Raw genomic sequence first — 16,382 nt, 5'->3', positions numbered from 1 at the left:
ATCTACAACTCAGGCAAACTCTTAGATTAACTGCTGAATTAATCTACAACAAAGCCCAACTCTTAGATTAACTGTTGAATTAATCTACAACAAAGCCCAACTCTTAGATTAACTGTTGAATTAATCTACAATATAGCCCAACTCTTAGATTAACTGCCTAATTAATCTACAACATAGCCAAACTCTTAGATTAACTGTTGAATTAATCTACAATATAGCCAAACTCTTAGATTAACTGTTGAATTAATCTACAACTCAGCTCATTTTTCAAAAAATCCTTATTTTAGTTGTATTAGCAATAGCTAACAGTATATTCATTAATATAACAATGACACTTTATATAATATTTTTCAACTTTCGTATGGTAAAATATTTGTTGGTATAAAATCGAATAAAAATTATAGGAATGATGGGTGTAAATATGTTGAATTTATTTGTTTTACTATTAGAACGTGTAGGTCTCATTATCCTTGTAGCGTATATATTAATGAATACATCGTACTTTAAAAATATGATGGGTGAGCGTGAAAAATGGTATGTAAAATGGCGTTTAATTATAGTATTCTCTTCATTTGCACTACTGTCTAACTTTACTGGTGTTGCTATTCATAATGGAGAAATTGTGTCAAGTATGATTTATTTACATCTTGGTCCAGAAGTATCACTTGCCAATACCCGTGTATTAACTATAGGTGTTTCGGGTCTTATTGGTGGACCTTTTGTAGGTGTATTTGTAGGTGTACTATCGGGAATATTTAGAGTTTATATAGGTGGTGCTGATGCTTATACTTATTTAATATCATCTATTGTTATTGGTTTGGTTGCAGGCTATTTTGGTACATATGCAATTAAATCTAAAGGCTATTTATCAGTTACACAAAGCGCTATAGTAGGTGCTTCAACAGAAGTGATACAAATGATTTGTATATTAATATTCTCTTCTCAAAAGGCTGATGCATGGGAACTTGTACAACTTATAGCACTACCAATGATTATTATAAATGGTTTAGGTACGGCAATATTTATGTCTATAATCATTTCAACTGTTAAACAAGAAGAGCAAATGAGGGCTATTCAAACGCATGATGTTTTGAAATTAGTTAATCACACTTTGCCTTATTTTAAAGAAGGGTTAACAGAATCTTCTGCTCATCAAGCTGCTAAAATTATAAAAGATTTAATGAAGGTATCAGCAGTGGCAATTACTAATAAAACGCATATATTAGCGCATGTTGGTGTCGCAAGTGATCATCATACACCTGACAAAACTATTATTACAGATTTATCTAAAGAGGTAATTGAAACAGGGGATCAAAAAGAAGTTTATACAAGTAAAGATATAGGGTGTCAACATCCTAATTGTCCATTAGAAGCGGCTATTGTCATACCATTATATGTGCATGATGATATTGTAGGTACTTTGAAGTTATATTTTACAGATTATCATGATTTAACATTTGTGGAGAAACGACTTGCAGAAGGTTTGGCTAAAATATTCTCTAGCCAGTTAGAATTAGGTGCTGTAGAAGTGCAAAGACAATTACTTCAAGACGCTGAAATTAAGTCATTACAAGCGCAAGTGAATCCACATTTCTTCTTTAATGCAATGAACACAATTTCGGCACTTATCCGAATAGATCATGAAAAAGCGCGTCAATTATTGTTACAACTGAGTCACTTCTTCCGATCTAATTTACAAGGTGCTAGAAACAATATGATTACGATAGAAAAAGAGCTTGAACAAGTGCGCGCGTATATTGCTTTAGAACAAGCAAGATATCCTGATCACTTTGTTATTGAATATGATATACCTGACCAAAACCATTCATCACTTGTCCCACCGTTTGTCATTCAAATATTAGTCGAAAATGCTATTAAACATGCATTTACAAATAGAAAAGATGATAATCGAATTTGGGTATCTGTTCTCAATCAAAATCAATCGATTAAATTATCAGTAAAAGACAATGGACAAGGTATTCCGGAAGATAAGAAAGACATCATAGGAAAGGCTATTGTAGAATCTCAATCGGGAACAGGTAGTGCGCTTGAAAATTTAAATAAAAGATTAATGGGATTGTGTGGCCACTCGGCAGAATTACAAATAGAAACGAGCAATAAAGGTACAGAAGTAAGTACTGAAATACCGCATAAATATAGAGAAGAGGGTATGTAATGCAAGCACTTATCGTTGACGATGAACCATTGGCACGTAATGAACTAAAATATTTACTCAATCAAATTGGTTCTTTTAGTCAAATTGAAGAAGCAGAAAATATCGAAGAAACTTTAGAGCAATTGTTATCTCACGAATTTGATGTCATTTTCTTAGATATTAATTTAATGGAAGAAAGTGGCTTAGATTTGGCAAAGAAAATCAACAAAATGAAACATGTTCCTCATATTATATTTGCAACTGCTCATGACACGTATGCAGTACAAGCGTTTGAGTTAGAAGCTACAGACTATATTTTGAAACCATTTGAAAAATCAAGAATTGAACAAGCAATTAAAAAAATTACAAATGCTGAAAGCCATCATACAATTGAGACAAAACAAGTGAATCAAGATGAAGTGTTACCGATTGAAATAGAAGATCGTATTTATGTATTAAATATAAATGACATCATTGCAATTTCGGTTAATCAAGGTGTTACGACTATAAATACAGTAGAAACTGAATATGAAACAAGCGAACCACTCAGCTTTTATGAAAAAAAGCTTAATGATACAAAGTTTTTACGTATTCATCGCGCAAGTATCATCAATAAAAAGCATATCCAATCTGTTGAACACTGGTTCAATTCTACGTATCAAGTAACATTGACAGGTAATATCAAATTACAGGTAAGTCGCTCTTATATGAAAACGTTTAAATCAGAAATAGGGTTAGTATAATTTTCACAGTAACTATTTAGTAACTTAGACTTCAAATATTGCATTTCGCCATGAAAACGCTTTAATTCATTATTTTCATATTAAGATAACCTTAAGAGATTAATTCGGGAGGTTGTCAGAATGAAAAAAGTAAATAACTTCTTTCAGCAAGTATTAACGATATCCATAATATTATTGATATCACATATAATAGAAAGCTTTATGCCAATTCCAATGCCAGCATCAGTAATTGGCTTAGTATTAATGTTTGTCGCATTAACGACAGGTATTATTAAATTAGAGCAAGTAGAAGCGGTTGGAACAGCATTAACAAATAATATTGGATTCCTTTTCGTACCAGCAGGTATTTCAGTTATTAACTCATTAGGCGTATTGAGTACAAGTCCAATTCTCATCATATTATTGATTATTATATCAACAATTTTATTACTCGTTTGTACAGGCATATTTTCACAAATGATTATTAAACCAAGTGAAAAAACATCTAAAAGTGTCAAAGATATTAAACATAAACGTGTGGCAGGTGATTACGCATGATGGAACATTTAGGAGTCAATACACCATATTTCGGTATTGGATTATCAGTTGCAGTATTCTTAATCGGTACATATTTATTTAAACGATCAAATGGATTTTTCTTATTTGCACCATTATTTTTCAGTATGGTAGTTGGTATCGTATTTTTAAAAGCTACAGGTATACCATATGAAAACTATAAAATCGGTGGAGATATTATTAACTTCTTCTTAGAACCAGCGACAATATGTTTCGCAATTCCTTTGTATAAAAAACGCGAAGTCTTGAAGAAACATTGGCACCATATTATGGGGGGAATTGCAGTAGGAACAGTAGCTGCATTAGTCATTATTTATATAGTAGCAAAAGCATTCCAATTTGGTGATGATATCATCGCATCTATGTTACCTCAAGCAGCTACAACAGCAATAGCTTTACCAGTTTCAGAAGGTATATCAGGTATTAAAGAGTTAACATCATTAGCTGTTATATTAAATGCAGTAATTATCATGGCATTAGGGAATAAGCTATTAAAATTATTTAACATAACGAACCCTATAGCAAGAGGATTAGCATTAGGAACAAGTGGACACACATTAGGCGTTGCAGCAGCAAAAGAGCTTGGTGAAGTAGAAGAATCAATGGCAAGTATTTCACTTGTTCTAGTAGGAATAGTAGTAGTCGCAGTCGTACCATTCTTTGTGATGTTCTTGTTATAAAGAGATATGTAACTATGAAAGTAGACTTGATTACAAAAATGAGAGCTTGAGACATTTATGTCTCAAGCTCTTTCATTATGTGGTGTTAATTTTGTGATGTCTTAGATTAACTGCTGAATTAATCTACAACTTGGTCGATCTCTTAGATTAACTGTCTAATTAATCTACAACTTGGTCGATCTCTTAGATTAACTCCTGGATTAATCTACAACTTAGCCGAACTCTTAGATTAACTGCTTAATTAATCTACAACACAGCCGAACTCTTAGATTAACTGTTGAATTAATCTACAACATAGCCCAACTCTTAGATTAACTGTCTAATTAATCTACAACATAGCCCAACTCTTAGATTAACTGCTTAATTAATCTACAACATAGCCCAACTTTTAGATTAACTGTTGAATTAATCTACAACTTAGCCGAACTCTTAGATTAACTGCTTAATTAATCTACAACTTGGTCGATCTCTTAGATTAACTGTTGAATTAATCTACAACTTAGCTCATTTTAAAAAAATCCTTATTTTCGTCGTCCAACCAGGAGTAGAGGGTGAGACAATTAATTGTCTCACCCTCTGTGTTTTTATTTATCGACTAATATCCACTTAGACAATACAAATGTTATTGGTATTGTAATGACAAGTCCTATGAATGGCGCGAAAGTTTCGTTCAAATGTAGCCATTGTACAAATATATACAACAATAATGTTTGTAAACCCATATTCACAACTTGCGTGATAGGGAACTGAATGAATTTTTTAAATGTTGGTTGTACATGGTATACAAAATAACAATTTAGATAAAACGATATGATAAAGCTTATAATAAATCCTGATATATGGCTTATTAAATAGTTAATATCTAATACTTTTAACAATAATAAGTATACCCAGTAATAATTGATTGTGTTAATACCGCCTACGATAATGAAACGAAAGATTTCTCCATATTTCTTGTACATGATGTTGCTCCTTTATAAAACCTTGATTCATTATACGACAAGTCCACGCTTGTTACTATATTGTTCGTATAAATGCTCTTGTGCAATTTCTTTTAAGATTTCAACGACTTTATAAACTTCTTCATATGATGTGTATAAAGCAATAGGTGCTAAGCGTATAACATTTGGTTCTCTAAAGTCAGGTATAACGCCTTTATCTTTAAGTGCCAAACTAATGCGGTAGGCTTCATTATGAACTAAACAAACATGACCACCACGTTTAAAATCATCACGTAAATTACCAACAGAATAGCCGTAATCTGATAATGCTTCATCAATAAGATACATCAAATATGCTGTGATATGTACTGATTTATTTCTTATTGCATGCATACCTATTTCATTAAAAATATTGAGCACGCCTTCAAGTGGTGCCATTGAAAGAATATTAGGTGTTCCTACCTGCCAGCCTGATGCATCTGGTTGATGTTCAAACGTATGATTTAGTTGGAATTGTGTTTCATCTTTGTTTCCAAACCATCCAGCAGTACCAGGATTTTTATTGAAGTGTTTTTTATTAATATATAAACCAGCAGTTGAACCTGGACCTCCTGATAAATATTTATAAGTACACCATACTGCAAAGTCAGCATCTATTAAAGTTAAGTCCATTTCAATTGCGCCAATAGCATGACATAAATCCCATCCGATTATAATGTCACGTTCTTTAGCAGCCATCGTTAATTTTTCCATATCTAGTACTTGTGCAGAACGATACAGCACGGTAGGTAATAGAATGAGTGCAACATCATTTGTCATAGCATCGATAATTGCATCTTCATCAATAAACATACCATCAGAGCTTGTCACGACTTTAACAGTATCTTCAGGATCTAATCCTTTTTGACGAACTTGACTATCAACAGCATAACGGTCAGTAGGGAAGTTTAAATCATCTACTAATATTTTATATTTCTTGTCAGTTGGTTCGTAAAATGTACTTAAAGCTTGGTGAATATTAGAAGTTGTACTACCAACAATAACGACTTCTTCTGGATTAGCCCCGATTAGAGGTGCCATTTTTGAAGCGATTTGTTTAGAATAATGATAGTATTTACTATCTTCAACGTTCCAAATTTTAATACCTTCCTTTTTCCAAACTTCAAGCGTATTCAGTAGCGCTGCCTCAGCATCTTTAGAAGCAAGACCTAACGAATTACCATCCATATAAATTTCATTAGGCTGTATGTAAAAACGATCACGAACATGATGCAGAACATCTGCTTTATCTAAAGCATGAGCAAACTCTTTTGTTGTATTAAATGCAGTATCCATATGTTTCATCCCCTTAAAAATAATGAATAGTTCTTTAAATATAATTGTATACTTTCATAAGCAAAGTAACAAAGAAAATGTTGATGAATATTTTGAAAGTGATGTAGGGAGTGGAGTTTGGAAGTCTCTCATTTCCTCATTAAAAGTGTATACAAAAAAACTGCCAACAAAGTTTAAGCTTTGTCGACAGAATTATTTATAGTCGTTTTATTAGAAAGTTTTTCCTAAAGCTTTAGCGCGTTCGATACTGTCAGCTTTAATTTCTTCTGCATTTTCTGGGTTAGCATTATGTCCTTCAACGATTAATCCATCGAAGTCAGTTATGCCATAGAAACTCATCATTTGTCCGATGTAACGGTGACCCATTTCTAATTCAGCTGCTGGTCCTTCGCTATAATATCCGCCACGTGCTTGGATATGTAGCGCTTTTTTATCTGGTAATAAACCAACTGGACCTTCAGCAGTATATTTGAATGTTTTACCTGCTACTGATACTGAGTCTAAATATGCTTTCATTACTGGTGGGAATGAGAAGTTCCAGAATGGTGTAACGAATACATATTTATCTGCATTTACAAATTGCTCACTTAATTCATTAAGGCGGCGTACTTTACCTTGTTCGCTTTCAGAAAGTGCATCAAAACCTGCTCCGGATTGTAGTTTACCCCAACCAGCAAATACATCTGCATCAATTTGTGGAATATATGAATTGTATAAATCAATATGAACTACTTCATCGTTAGGATTTGTAGTTTTATAACTTTCGATAAAAGCTTTAGCTGTTGCCATTGAAAAAGAAACAGTTTCATCATGTGGATGAGCTGTAATGAATAATACTTGTGACATAATATATTTCCCTTCTATTTATAAAAATTAAACTAACTATAATTATTATACTTAGGTTGTTTTATAAATCAATAGAAATACTCTTTTAAAATTAGTGACTTTTACACTTTACAGAGGATGTTACATTTTTAGAGATAAAAGTATAAAAATCCAGAATACAGTGCATGATAATTATAAGATGATATTTTTAGTGGTAGGATATATTTAGAATAATACATATTTTGAAAGGATGATGACATTTGAGTAAGAAGTTATATCTTATGCGACATGGACAAACATTATTTAATGAAAAGAAAAAGATACAAGGTGCATCAGATTCACCTTTGACAAAGCTTGGAATAGAACAGGCACTAATGGCAAAAGCATATTTTGATGAAGCCAATGTCCAGTTTCAATCATTATATTCGTCTACACAAGAAAGAGCATGTGATACATTAGAATTAATATGCCCTGAGAAATCATATGTTAGATTAAAAGGACTAAAAGAATGGAACTTTGGCTTGTTTGAAGCGGAGAGTGAATTATTGAATCCACCACATAAACCTGGTGAAACATCATATGGAGACTACTTCGTTGATTATGGTGGAGAATCAAGTGTAGATGTTCAAAATAGAATGAATGAAACATTAACAGAAATCATGAAAAATGACGAAGCAGATACGATGTTAGCAGTTAGTCACGGTGGAGCTATATTTATGTTCTTACAGTTGTGGTTACCATTTGAGCAAGTGAAAGAAGTTAAATTTACGAATTGTTGTATATTAGAATTTGAATATGAAGATGCTAAATTCAAATTCATACAAGCTATCAATCCAACAGAAGATAAGTAAAGTGAAATTTAAAAAGAGCAGAAATTCATTATTAAAATTGAATTTCTGCTCTTACTTTTTATGAAAATCATTGATGTCTTAGGAACTTTTCATTGTATGGTGTTGATTTTGAGAAACTCTTCGATTAACAGTTGAATTAATCTACAACTTGGTCGATCTCTTAGATTAACTCCCGACTTAATCTACAACTTGGTCGATCACTTAGATTAACAGTTGAATTAATCTACAACTTGGTCGATTTCTTAGATTAACTCCTGAATTAATCTACAACTTGGTCAATCTCTTAGATTAACTCCCGACTTAATCTACAACTTGGTCGATCTCTTCGATTAACTCCTGAATTAATCTACAACTTGGCCGATTTCTTCGATTAACTCCCGACTTAATCTACAACTTGGTCAATCTCTTCGATTAACTCCTGAATTAATCTACAACTTGGTCGATCTCTTAGATTAACTCCCGACTTAATCTACAACTTGGTCGATCTCTTCGATTAACTCCTGAATTAATCTACAACTTGATCAAACTCTTCGATTATTTTACAGAAGGTATATAGAATCGTGAGTTTTCGTAATGGAAAATAATTTTAGAATAGTCGAATGGTATGCCGGTACTTGTATAAAATATTTGTTCATATTCTAACGATGGATCGCCTTCGTTTAATTGTAAATGTTCAGCATTACTGGCAGATAGTTTATCTATTTTAAAATAAATATCTGTGAAACCGACTTTTACTTTTAAATTGTTTTCTACGTAATCGAATATAGAACCGTTTGCTATTTCTTCGTTCATATATAGTACAACATTTTTACTGAAATACGAAGTTTCTATACAGAATACTTTGCCATCAACGTATCTAATTCGCTCTACATAATATACAGTTTCATTATCTTGTAATTTTAATTGAGTTTTAATGTGTTCTTCAGGTTTAATTTCAGCTATTTTTAAGACTTTGCTTGTTACTTCGTGACCTTTCAAATCATCTGAAAATCCATCTGCAGTAAATAAGTTTAAGTAGCCATCTCTTTTTGGATTTCTTACATAAATACCGCTTCCTCTTGCTTGGTAAATTAATCCTTCTTTTTCGAGACTTTTTAAAGCGTTAATAATTGTACTCTTACTTACATTAAATTCAGATCTTAATATTTCTACGCTTGGTAATTTATCTCCAGCTTCATATTGTCCATTCTCTATTAGCTCTTCAATACGTTCAGCAATTAATTCGTACTTCAGCATATTAAACCCCACTTTTCGTTGATAATACTTACATTATAGCATTTGTTAAATTAATAGTGCTATTTAATTTTGTATCTATCTTTACAAATTGTACCGGTATAATTATAATGTAAGAGTGTGCAAATAGAAAACGAGATAATTGGGGTGGAATTATGGCGAACAAAAACGAAAGAATAGCTAAAGAGATTCTTCAGGTAATTGGCGGGGAAAAAATATAAAGGAGTTTTTAAAATGGCTAAATTAAATAAAGATTTTCTATGGGGTGGCGCATTAGCTGCCAATCAATTTGAAGGTGGATATGATCAAGGTGGTAAAGGTCTAAGTGTTCATGATGTTATGACTGCAGGTGAGCATGGTAAAGCGAGAGAAATTACAGAAACGATTGAGGCGGATAAATTTTATCCAAATCATGAGGGTATAGATTTTTATAATAGATTTAAAGAAGATATTGGTTTATTCAATGAAATGGGATTAAAATGTTTACGTACTTCAATCGCTTGGACACGTATTTTTCCTAATGGTGATGAAACAGAGCCTAATGAAGAAGGTTTGAAATTTTATGATGATGTGATTGATGAATTGTTAAAATATAATATTGAACCTGTACTAACATTGTCACACTTTGAAATGCCATTACATTTAGCTCGTGAATATGGTGGTTTTAGAAATCGTAAAGTTGTAGATTTCTTTGTGCATTTTGCAGAAACGGTATTTAATCGTTACAAAGATAAAGTTAAGTATTGGATGACTTTTAATGAAATTAATAATCAAATGGATACGAGTAATCCAATATTCTTATGGACAAACTCTGGAGTAACTTTGTCAGAAGATGAAGATGCAGAAGAGGTATTATATCAAGTTGCACATAATGAATTAATTGCTAGTGCACTTGCTGTTACAAAAGGTAAAGAGATCAATCCTAACTTTGTCATTGGGAATATGATTTCACATGTACCGATTTATCCTTATTCATGTAATCCAAAAGATATTTTAGAAGCAGAAATTGCAAGTCGTTTAAGATACTTCTTCCCTGATGTTCAAGTAAGAGGTTATTACCCTGGTTATGCATTGAAGATGTTTGAGAAAAAAGGTTACGACATTAAGTGGCAAGAAGGCGATGACGAAATCTTGAAAAACGGTACTGTAGATTATATTGGATTTAGTTATTATATGTCTACTGTCGTTAAACATGATGCACAACAAAGTGTTGAAGATAATGTTGTTAATGGAGGATTACCAAATTCAGTTGAAAATCCATATATTAAAGTCAGCCAGTGGGGATGGGCAATTGATCCAGTTGGACTCAGATATACATTAAACGTGCTGTATAATCGTTACCAATTGCCATTATTTATAGTAGAAAATGGTTTCGGAACGACTGATGAGTTTAAAGAAGATGGAACAATTGATGATCAAGAACGCATTGATTATTTAAGAGAACATATTAATGCATCAATCGAAGCGGTAGACGAAGATGGAGTCGAGCTAATGGGTTACACACCATGGGGCATAATTGATATCGTATCATTCACTACTGGTGAAATGAAAAAAAGATACGGTCTTATTCATGTAGATCATGACAATGAAGGCAAAGGAACACTGAAACGTACTAAGAAACAATCATTCTATTGGTATAAAAATGTAATCAATACAAACGGTGAAGAACTGAAATAAGAACATTGGGGCTGGGGCAAATTAATTTGTCTCAGCCTCTTGTCATTATATCAAAGGTTGATTTAGCGACGTATTTTAAGTAATAATAGTAAGTGTATAGAAATAAAATTATCGTAAAATAATGAAATGAATGTTTGAAGGAGTCTTTTTAATGCAAGAGAGAAAACTAGTCGCGGAAAAAGAAATTGAAATCAATATATACGACATAGATGCCATGGGTATTGTAAGTAATATAGTTTATGTGAAGTGGTTTGAAGATTTAAGAACTGCATTTATAAATCAGTATATGACTCACTCAGAAATGATGAAAAATAATATATCACCTATATTGATGAGAACAGAAGCGGACTATAAAGTACCACTAACTATACATGATAAGCCAATAGGAAGATGTTGGTTAGTCAAAGTAAGCAAGTTAAAATGGGAACTTGAATTTGATATTGTTACAGAAGATAACGTTCATTGTATCGGTTATCAAAAAGGTGGATTTTATGATGTAGTTGATAAAAAAATAGCACATACACCAAAAGTATTTTTAGAAATTTAAGTAAGGGGATAAAATATGTCTAAACTACAAAATGATTTAATTAAACCTATCGCTGTTTTTGATGCTGGCCTTGGAAGTTATTCAATCGTTGAATTATTAAGAAAAGAATTTCCTGCTCAAGATTTAATTTATTTAGCTGATCGAAATCAATTCCCATATGGAAGCAAATCTAAAAGTGAATTAAAAGAGGTTATAAAGACTACTATTCATTATTTAGAAAAGTGGAAACCAAGTGCAATTATTATTGCTTCAAATGCCCCGACAATTACAGTGTTAGATGAAATTAAACATGAATTTGAAACTAAAGTAATTGGTGTGTATCCACCAGTAAAAGAAGCAATTGAGAAATCTAGTTCTAAACAAATAGGTATACTAGGGGCACAATCATTAGTTGAAAGCGAAGAAATAGATGAATATATTCAAGGTGAATCATCTGAAAGTAACGTCTATAAATTTAATGCTTCTCCATTAATTGAACTTGTCGAGTCGGGTAAGTTCATTTCAGATAAGTATCGTATTTTAATGACAGTTAAACAATTTATCGATAATATTTTAGAAAATCATGAAGAAATTGATGTATTTACGTTATCATCAACACATTTACCATGGTTATATAGTTACTTTAAAGAATTATATCCTCATATTATGTTTATAAATCCAGCTCATACTATTGTAGAAAAAGTTCAACAGAACACTTCAAAAGGAAATGGTCAGATAAAATCCTTAGTAACAACGAATGAAGATTATACAATGGAAGACTTTGAAACAATGCTTGGAATGTTGAATATTCAATTGGAAATAGAAGAAATAGAAATATAATAAAGGAACCCCCAGTCTTGAGTGAAGACTGGGGGTTTTTTTGATAGAAATGACAGATGACTTGATAAATAGAGCGGTTGAACTTATCAAGACGAGGCAAACATGATAAATAGAGCGGCTGAATATTGCAAGACAAGGCAAACATGATAAATAGAGCCCTTGAATTTATCAAGACAGGCCAAACATGATAAATAGCCTACCTTCCAACACCCAAATATTCTTCATTCTTCTTACTCTATATACGCCATTAGTATGAATTTATTAGAAAAGTAACAAAATTCAATCTTTTTAAGTATTTACTTATCCTTTTGTGCTAAAATTTTAAAGTACAGATATAAAGGGGAGGGTGATTAACTTTGAAGGTATTTGCAAAATTAGGGTGGTTTATTAAAAAAGAACGAAAAAACTATATTATCGGTATATTAATATTATTAATAGTAGCTTTAATTGATTTATTGCCCCCACAAATTATTGGGCGTGTTATTGATGGTATCACTTTTAATTCTTTAACGGGAAAGACACTTTTGATTTATGTCATTATTCTGTTTTTTGCGGCAGTTCTTACATATGCATTTCGCTATTTTTGGCGCATTATGATATTTGGAGCGAGTATGAGGTTGGGCAAGATATTAAGGTCTCGACTTTACCATAAATATACTTCGATGAGTCCTTCATTTTTCCAAGAGCGTCGTACTGGAGATTTGATGGCTCATGCTACAAATGATATAAGGGCAGTTCAGAATACTGCTGGTGGCGGTGTGTTAACAATTGCGGATTCATTGATGTCTGGCGGTGCTGTATTGATTACGATGGCAATTACAGTTGATTGGCGTTTAACTTTGATTGTAATGATACCTTTACCAATTATGATTATATTAACGAGCTATTATGGTAAGTTATTGAACCGCGGATTTAAAAAAGCACAAGCTGCATTTAGTCAATTGAATGATAAGACACAAGAAAGTATTGCTGGTATAAAAGTTACAAAGACATTTGGATATGAAAAGAATGATCAAGCTGATTTTAAAAGCTTAAGTGATGATGTTGTAAATAAAAATTTAAAAGTCTCTAAAATTGATGCATTATTCGATCCAACTATTATGGCTGTTATTGGTGTCAGTTACTTTTTAGCTATTTTCTTTGGTGCAAGAATGGTCATTAATGATGATATAACGATTGGGCAACTCGTTACATTTACAACGTATTTGGGAATGATGGTTTGGCCACTTTTAGCATTGGGTTTATTTTTTAATATTGTTCAAAGAGGTCATGCCTCATATGAGCGTATTAATGAAATAATTAATGTGAAAAATGAAGTTAATACTGAAGTTGAAACTCATAATATCCCTGAAGGTGACATTCAGTTTAATCTTAAAAACTTCAGCTTTCCAAATGATGAAAGTATAGCTTTGAGCAACGTTCAATTTACAATATCTAAAGGTTCTACTATTGGTATTGTCGGCAGAACGGGCTCAGGAAAAAGCGCGCTTATCAGATTATTATTACGTGAATTTGATACAGAACGAGCGAATGAAATTAAATATGGCGACCAACCATTACGACATTTTGATATTAGCAGCTTAAGAGCTCAATTTGGATATGTGCCACAAGATCATTTCTTATTCTCTACATCAATTCGTAATAACATTGCATTTAGTGACCCTTCATTAGAAAATAAAATCATCTATAATGCGAGCAAAACAAGCTATATTCATGAAGATATTTTAAGTTTTCCTGAAGGCTACGATACGGTTGTTGGAGAAAGAGGGGTATCTTTATCAGGCGGTCAAAAACAAAGGATTTCTATTGCACGTGCATTAATTATGAATCCTCCGGTATTGATTTTAGACGATTCATTATCAGCAGTAGATGCCGAGACTGAAGAACATATTTTAGAAAATATGCAGCGTGTAAGACAAGGCAAGACAAATATTATTACAGCTCATCGAATGAGTGCTGTTAGTCATGCGGATATGATTGTTGTTATGGATGAAGGCACAATCATTGAAAGAGGGACACATCAAGAGTTGATGAGTATTAAAGGCTGGTATTATGAAACATACCAAGCTCAAGCTTTACATGAAGAAATCGCGAGTAGTTTAGATGAGTTAGCGAAAGGGGATGACAGCAATGGCACAAAATCATAATTTAACTGCTAAAGATCAATTTGTAGTACTTAAAAGATTGATTAAATATACATTCCCCTTTAAAGGTATTATAGCGCTAGCTTTTTTAATGTTGACGATTTCAACAGTAGCAAGCATTGCTACACCTTATTTAGTGAAAATATTTATCGATGACTATTTAACACCTCAAGTATTTCCTGAAAATGATATAGCTTTATTAATAACAGTATTCTTTATTACACAAATAGTTGGTGCTGTTGCAACTTATTGGAATGTTTATCTTTTTCAATATTTAGCATTTAAAGTGATACAACAATTGAGAATAGATGCATTTGATAAAATCGGTCAACTAGGTATGCGTTATTATGACAAAGAACCTGGAGGCAGCATCGTATCTAGATTAACTAACGATACTGAAGCCATCGTCGAAATGTTCATCGGTGTATTTGCATCATTTTTAATGGCAATCTTTATGGTCATTTCAAGTTATGTCATGATGTTTATTTTAGATTTTAAACTTGCATTAATGGCACTTGTATTTGTGCCGATTATTATATTGATATTAGCGCTTTACAGAAAATATTCAGCTATATATTTTTCACAAGCAAGACAACTTTTATCTGATTTAAATGCAAAGCTTGCAGAATCTATTGAGGGTATGCGCATTATTCAAGTGTTTAATCAAGAGAAGAGATTGCAAAGTGAATTTAATGATATTAATGATGAACACTATGATTTTAATATGAAGACAGTTAAAATTGATGGGCTTTTGTTAAGACCAGCAATTAGTATGATTTCAGTCTTTGCCGTAATTATGATACTAAGTTATTTCGGTATATTGAGTTTTTCAGGTGCGGTAACAGCTGGTGTTGTATTTGCTTTTGTACAATACATGGAAAGTTTCTTTGAACCAATTAATCAAGTCAGTCAAAATTTAAACGTATTCCAACAAGCACTTGTATCAGCGAGCCGAGTATTTAAACTTATCGACAATGATATGGTCGAACCGAAACAATTAGAAAATAAAAACTATCATATAAGTGAAGGGAAAGTTGAATTTAAAAATATTACATTTAGTTATGATGGTAAAAATGATGTATTAAAAAATATATCATTTACTGCAAATCCAGGAGAAACAGTTGCACTCGTTGGTCATACTGGCTCAGGAAAAAGTTCAATCATAAATTTATTTATGAGATTCTATGAATATAATCAAGGCGAGATTTTAATTGATAATCAATCGATTAAAGAGATACCTAAAAATGACTTGAAACATAATATCGGGCTAGTACTACAAGATGCATTTATATTTTATGGAACAATCACTTCAAATATAAAACTGTATCACCCTACAATGACTTTTGAGAAAGTAAGAGAAGCGGCTGAGTTTGTAAATGCAGATCAATTCATTAATAAATTACCTGGGAAATATGACCATCAAGTAATTGAAAAGGGAAGCGCATTTTCAAGTGGAGAAAGACAATTGTTAGCATTTGCGAGAACAATTGCAAGTGACCCTAAAATATTAATTCTTGATGAAGCGACAGCTAATATAGATTCTGAAACAGAAGCTCAAATTCAATTATCACTAGAAAAAATGCGTAAAGGTAGAACGACATTGGCAATTGCACATAGGCTCTCTACAATACAAGATGCCGATCAAATACTCGTTCTTAATAAAGGTGAAATAGTAGAACGTGGTACACACGATGAATTAATTAAAGAAAATGGAATCTATCATAAAATGTATTTATTACAGAACGGATAAAGTGTAATGGGCAGATTTTAGAAAAATGTCCTTTATAAATTTAAGCCTGTGCAGATGAAAGTGTCTGTTCAGGCTTTTTTAATGTAAATCTGTATAATGAATAGTAATAGATTGTTAGAGGGGGATT

At 32.1% G+C, this 16,382-nt stretch carries 14 protein-coding genes; 10 read left to right on the top strand and 4 right to left on the bottom strand.

Annotated elements, in window-relative coordinates; translation table 11 throughout:
* Positions 1-421: 421 nt before the first annotated feature.
* The 4 genes from LQ668_RS10405 (at position 422) to lrgB (ending at position 4,133) form a co-directional block, all read left to right on the top strand.
* Complete coding sequence (locus LQ668_RS10405) at positions 422-2,176, top strand: sensor histidine kinase (RefSeq protein WP_239776020.1); 1,755 nt, start codon at positions 422-424, stop codon at positions 2,174-2,176.
* Positions 2,176-2,898: a response regulator transcription factor LytR gene (locus tag LQ668_RS10400; RefSeq protein ID WP_107509352.1), complete on the top strand. Its 723-nt coding sequence runs from the start codon at positions 2,176-2,178 to the stop codon at positions 2,896-2,898. Before LQ668_RS10405 ends, LQ668_RS10400 begins: the two co-directional genes overlap by 1 nt.
* A 120-nt stretch (positions 2,899-3,018) precedes the next feature.
* Positions 3,019-3,435 (top strand): antiholin-like murein hydrolase modulator LrgA, encoded by a 417-nt coding sequence (lrgA, locus tag LQ668_RS10395; RefSeq protein WP_078357843.1) that lies wholly within the window; start codon positions 3,019-3,021, stop codon positions 3,433-3,435.
* Entirely contained in the window at positions 3,432-4,133 is a 702-nt protein-coding gene (gene lrgB / locus LQ668_RS10390; protein ID WP_078357842.1) for an antiholin-like protein LrgB, read from the top strand. The genes lrgA and lrgB overlap by 4 nt, the downstream gene beginning before the upstream one ends.
* A gap of 584 nt (positions 4,134-4,717) precedes the next feature.
* Here lrgB and LQ668_RS10385 read toward each other — a convergent pair.
* From LQ668_RS10385 to LQ668_RS10375, 3 genes are all read right to left on the bottom strand, one after another.
* Complete coding sequence (locus LQ668_RS10385) at positions 4,718-5,095, bottom strand: GtrA family protein (protein ID WP_078357841.1); 378 nt, start codon at positions 5,093-5,095, stop codon at positions 4,718-4,720.
* A gap of 30 nt (positions 5,096-5,125) precedes the next feature.
* Positions 5,126-6,409: a kynureninase gene (gene kynU, locus LQ668_RS10380; protein ID WP_107509354.1), complete on the bottom strand. Its 1,284-nt coding sequence runs from the start codon at positions 6,407-6,409 to the stop codon at positions 5,126-5,128.
* A gap of 210 nt (positions 6,410-6,619) precedes the next feature.
* Positions 6,620-7,255 carry an FMN-dependent NADH-azoreductase gene (locus LQ668_RS10375; RefSeq protein ID WP_107509355.1) on the bottom strand — a complete coding sequence of 212 codons (636 nt, stop codon included), beginning with the start codon at positions 7,253-7,255 and terminating at the stop codon, positions 6,620-6,622.
* A gap of 239 nt (positions 7,256-7,494) precedes the next feature.
* Here LQ668_RS10375 and LQ668_RS10370 point away from each other — a divergent pair, with 239 nt between their 5' ends.
* A complete protein-coding gene (locus tag LQ668_RS10370; RefSeq protein WP_198931347.1) occupies positions 7,495-8,085 on the top strand; it encodes a histidine phosphatase family protein in 591 nt (196 codons plus the stop codon).
* Between the two features lie 534 nt (positions 8,086-8,619).
* On the opposite strand, the gene LQ668_RS10365 is transcribed toward LQ668_RS10370, so the two are convergent.
* Complete coding sequence (locus LQ668_RS10365) at positions 8,620-9,321, bottom strand: GntR family transcriptional regulator (RefSeq protein ID WP_107509357.1); 702 nt, start codon at positions 9,319-9,321, stop codon at positions 8,620-8,622.
* Between the two features lie 231 nt (positions 9,322-9,552).
* Here LQ668_RS10365 and LQ668_RS10360 point away from each other — a divergent pair, with 231 nt between their 5' ends.
* The 5 genes from LQ668_RS10360 to LQ668_RS10340 all read left to right on the top strand — a co-directional run bounded on the left by LQ668_RS10360 (position 9,553) and on the right by LQ668_RS10340 (position 16,255).
* Entirely contained in the window at positions 9,553-10,995 is a 1,443-nt protein-coding gene (locus tag LQ668_RS10360; RefSeq protein WP_239776018.1) for a 6-phospho-beta-glucosidase, read from the top strand.
* A gap of 151 nt (positions 10,996-11,146) precedes the next feature.
* Positions 11,147-11,542: an acyl-CoA thioesterase gene (locus LQ668_RS10355; protein WP_115337098.1), complete on the top strand. Its 396-nt coding sequence runs from the start codon at positions 11,147-11,149 to the stop codon at positions 11,540-11,542.
* Between the two features lie 15 nt (positions 11,543-11,557).
* On the top strand, positions 11,558-12,361 hold the full coding sequence (locus tag LQ668_RS10350) for a glutamate racemase (RefSeq protein ID WP_208143546.1): 804 nt from the start codon (positions 11,558-11,560) through the stop codon (positions 12,359-12,361).
* 356 nt (positions 12,362-12,717) lie between these two features.
* Complete coding sequence (locus LQ668_RS10345; RefSeq protein WP_078358416.1) at positions 12,718-14,508, top strand: ABC transporter ATP-binding protein; 1,791 nt, start codon at positions 12,718-12,720, stop codon at positions 14,506-14,508.
* Positions 14,492-16,255 carry an ABC transporter ATP-binding protein gene (locus LQ668_RS10340; RefSeq protein ID WP_078358415.1) on the top strand — a complete coding sequence of 588 codons (1,764 nt, stop codon included), beginning with the start codon at positions 14,492-14,494 and terminating at the stop codon, positions 16,253-16,255. Before LQ668_RS10345 ends, LQ668_RS10340 begins: the two co-directional genes overlap by 17 nt.
* The last annotated feature ends 127 nt before the right edge of the window (positions 16,256-16,382 follow it).

Origin of the sequence: Mammaliicoccus sp. K-M42 (assembly GCF_022386375.1) — a bacterium.
In the GTDB taxonomy this organism is placed as follows: domain Bacteria; phylum Bacillota; class Bacilli; order Staphylococcales; family Staphylococcaceae; genus Mammaliicoccus; species Mammaliicoccus fleurettii.
Note: the sequence above shows the minus strand (reverse complement) of the source record. Positions and strands in the feature narration are given on the sequence as shown.

Excerpts from the sequence above, each read along its gene's own strand:
- LQ668_RS10405 (WP_239776020.1), top strand. The coding sequence starts at position 422 with ATGTTGAATTTATTTGTTTTACTATTAGAACGTGTAGGTCTCATTATC.
- LQ668_RS10400 (WP_107509352.1), top strand. The coding sequence starts at position 2,176 with ATGCAAGCACTTATCGTTGACGATGAACCATTGGCACGTAATGAACTA.
- lrgA (WP_078357843.1), top strand. The coding sequence starts at position 3,019 with ATGAAAAAAGTAAATAACTTCTTTCAGCAAGTATTAACGATATCCATA.
- lrgB (WP_078357842.1), top strand. The coding sequence starts at position 3,432 with ATGATGGAACATTTAGGAGTCAATACACCATATTTCGGTATTGGATTA.
- LQ668_RS10385 (WP_078357841.1), bottom strand. The coding sequence starts at position 5,095 with ATGTACAAGAAATATGGAGAAATCTTTCGTTTCATTATCGTAGGCGGT.
- kynU (WP_107509354.1), bottom strand. The coding sequence starts at position 6,409 with ATGGATACTGCATTTAATACAACAAAAGAGTTTGCTCATGCTTTAGAT.
- LQ668_RS10375 (WP_107509355.1), bottom strand. The coding sequence starts at position 7,255 with ATGTCACAAGTATTATTCATTACAGCTCATCCACATGATGAAACTGTT.
- LQ668_RS10365 (WP_107509357.1), bottom strand. The coding sequence starts at position 9,321 with ATGCTGAAGTACGAATTAATTGCTGAACGTATTGAAGAGCTAATAGAG.
- LQ668_RS10360 (WP_239776018.1), top strand. The coding sequence starts at position 9,553 with ATGGCTAAATTAAATAAAGATTTTCTATGGGGTGGCGCATTAGCTGCC.
- LQ668_RS10355 (WP_115337098.1), top strand. The coding sequence starts at position 11,147 with ATGCAAGAGAGAAAACTAGTCGCGGAAAAAGAAATTGAAATCAATATA.
- LQ668_RS10350 (WP_208143546.1), top strand. The coding sequence starts at position 11,558 with ATGTCTAAACTACAAAATGATTTAATTAAACCTATCGCTGTTTTTGAT.
- LQ668_RS10340 (WP_078358415.1), top strand. The coding sequence starts at position 14,492 with ATGGCACAAAATCATAATTTAACTGCTAAAGATCAATTTGTAGTACTT.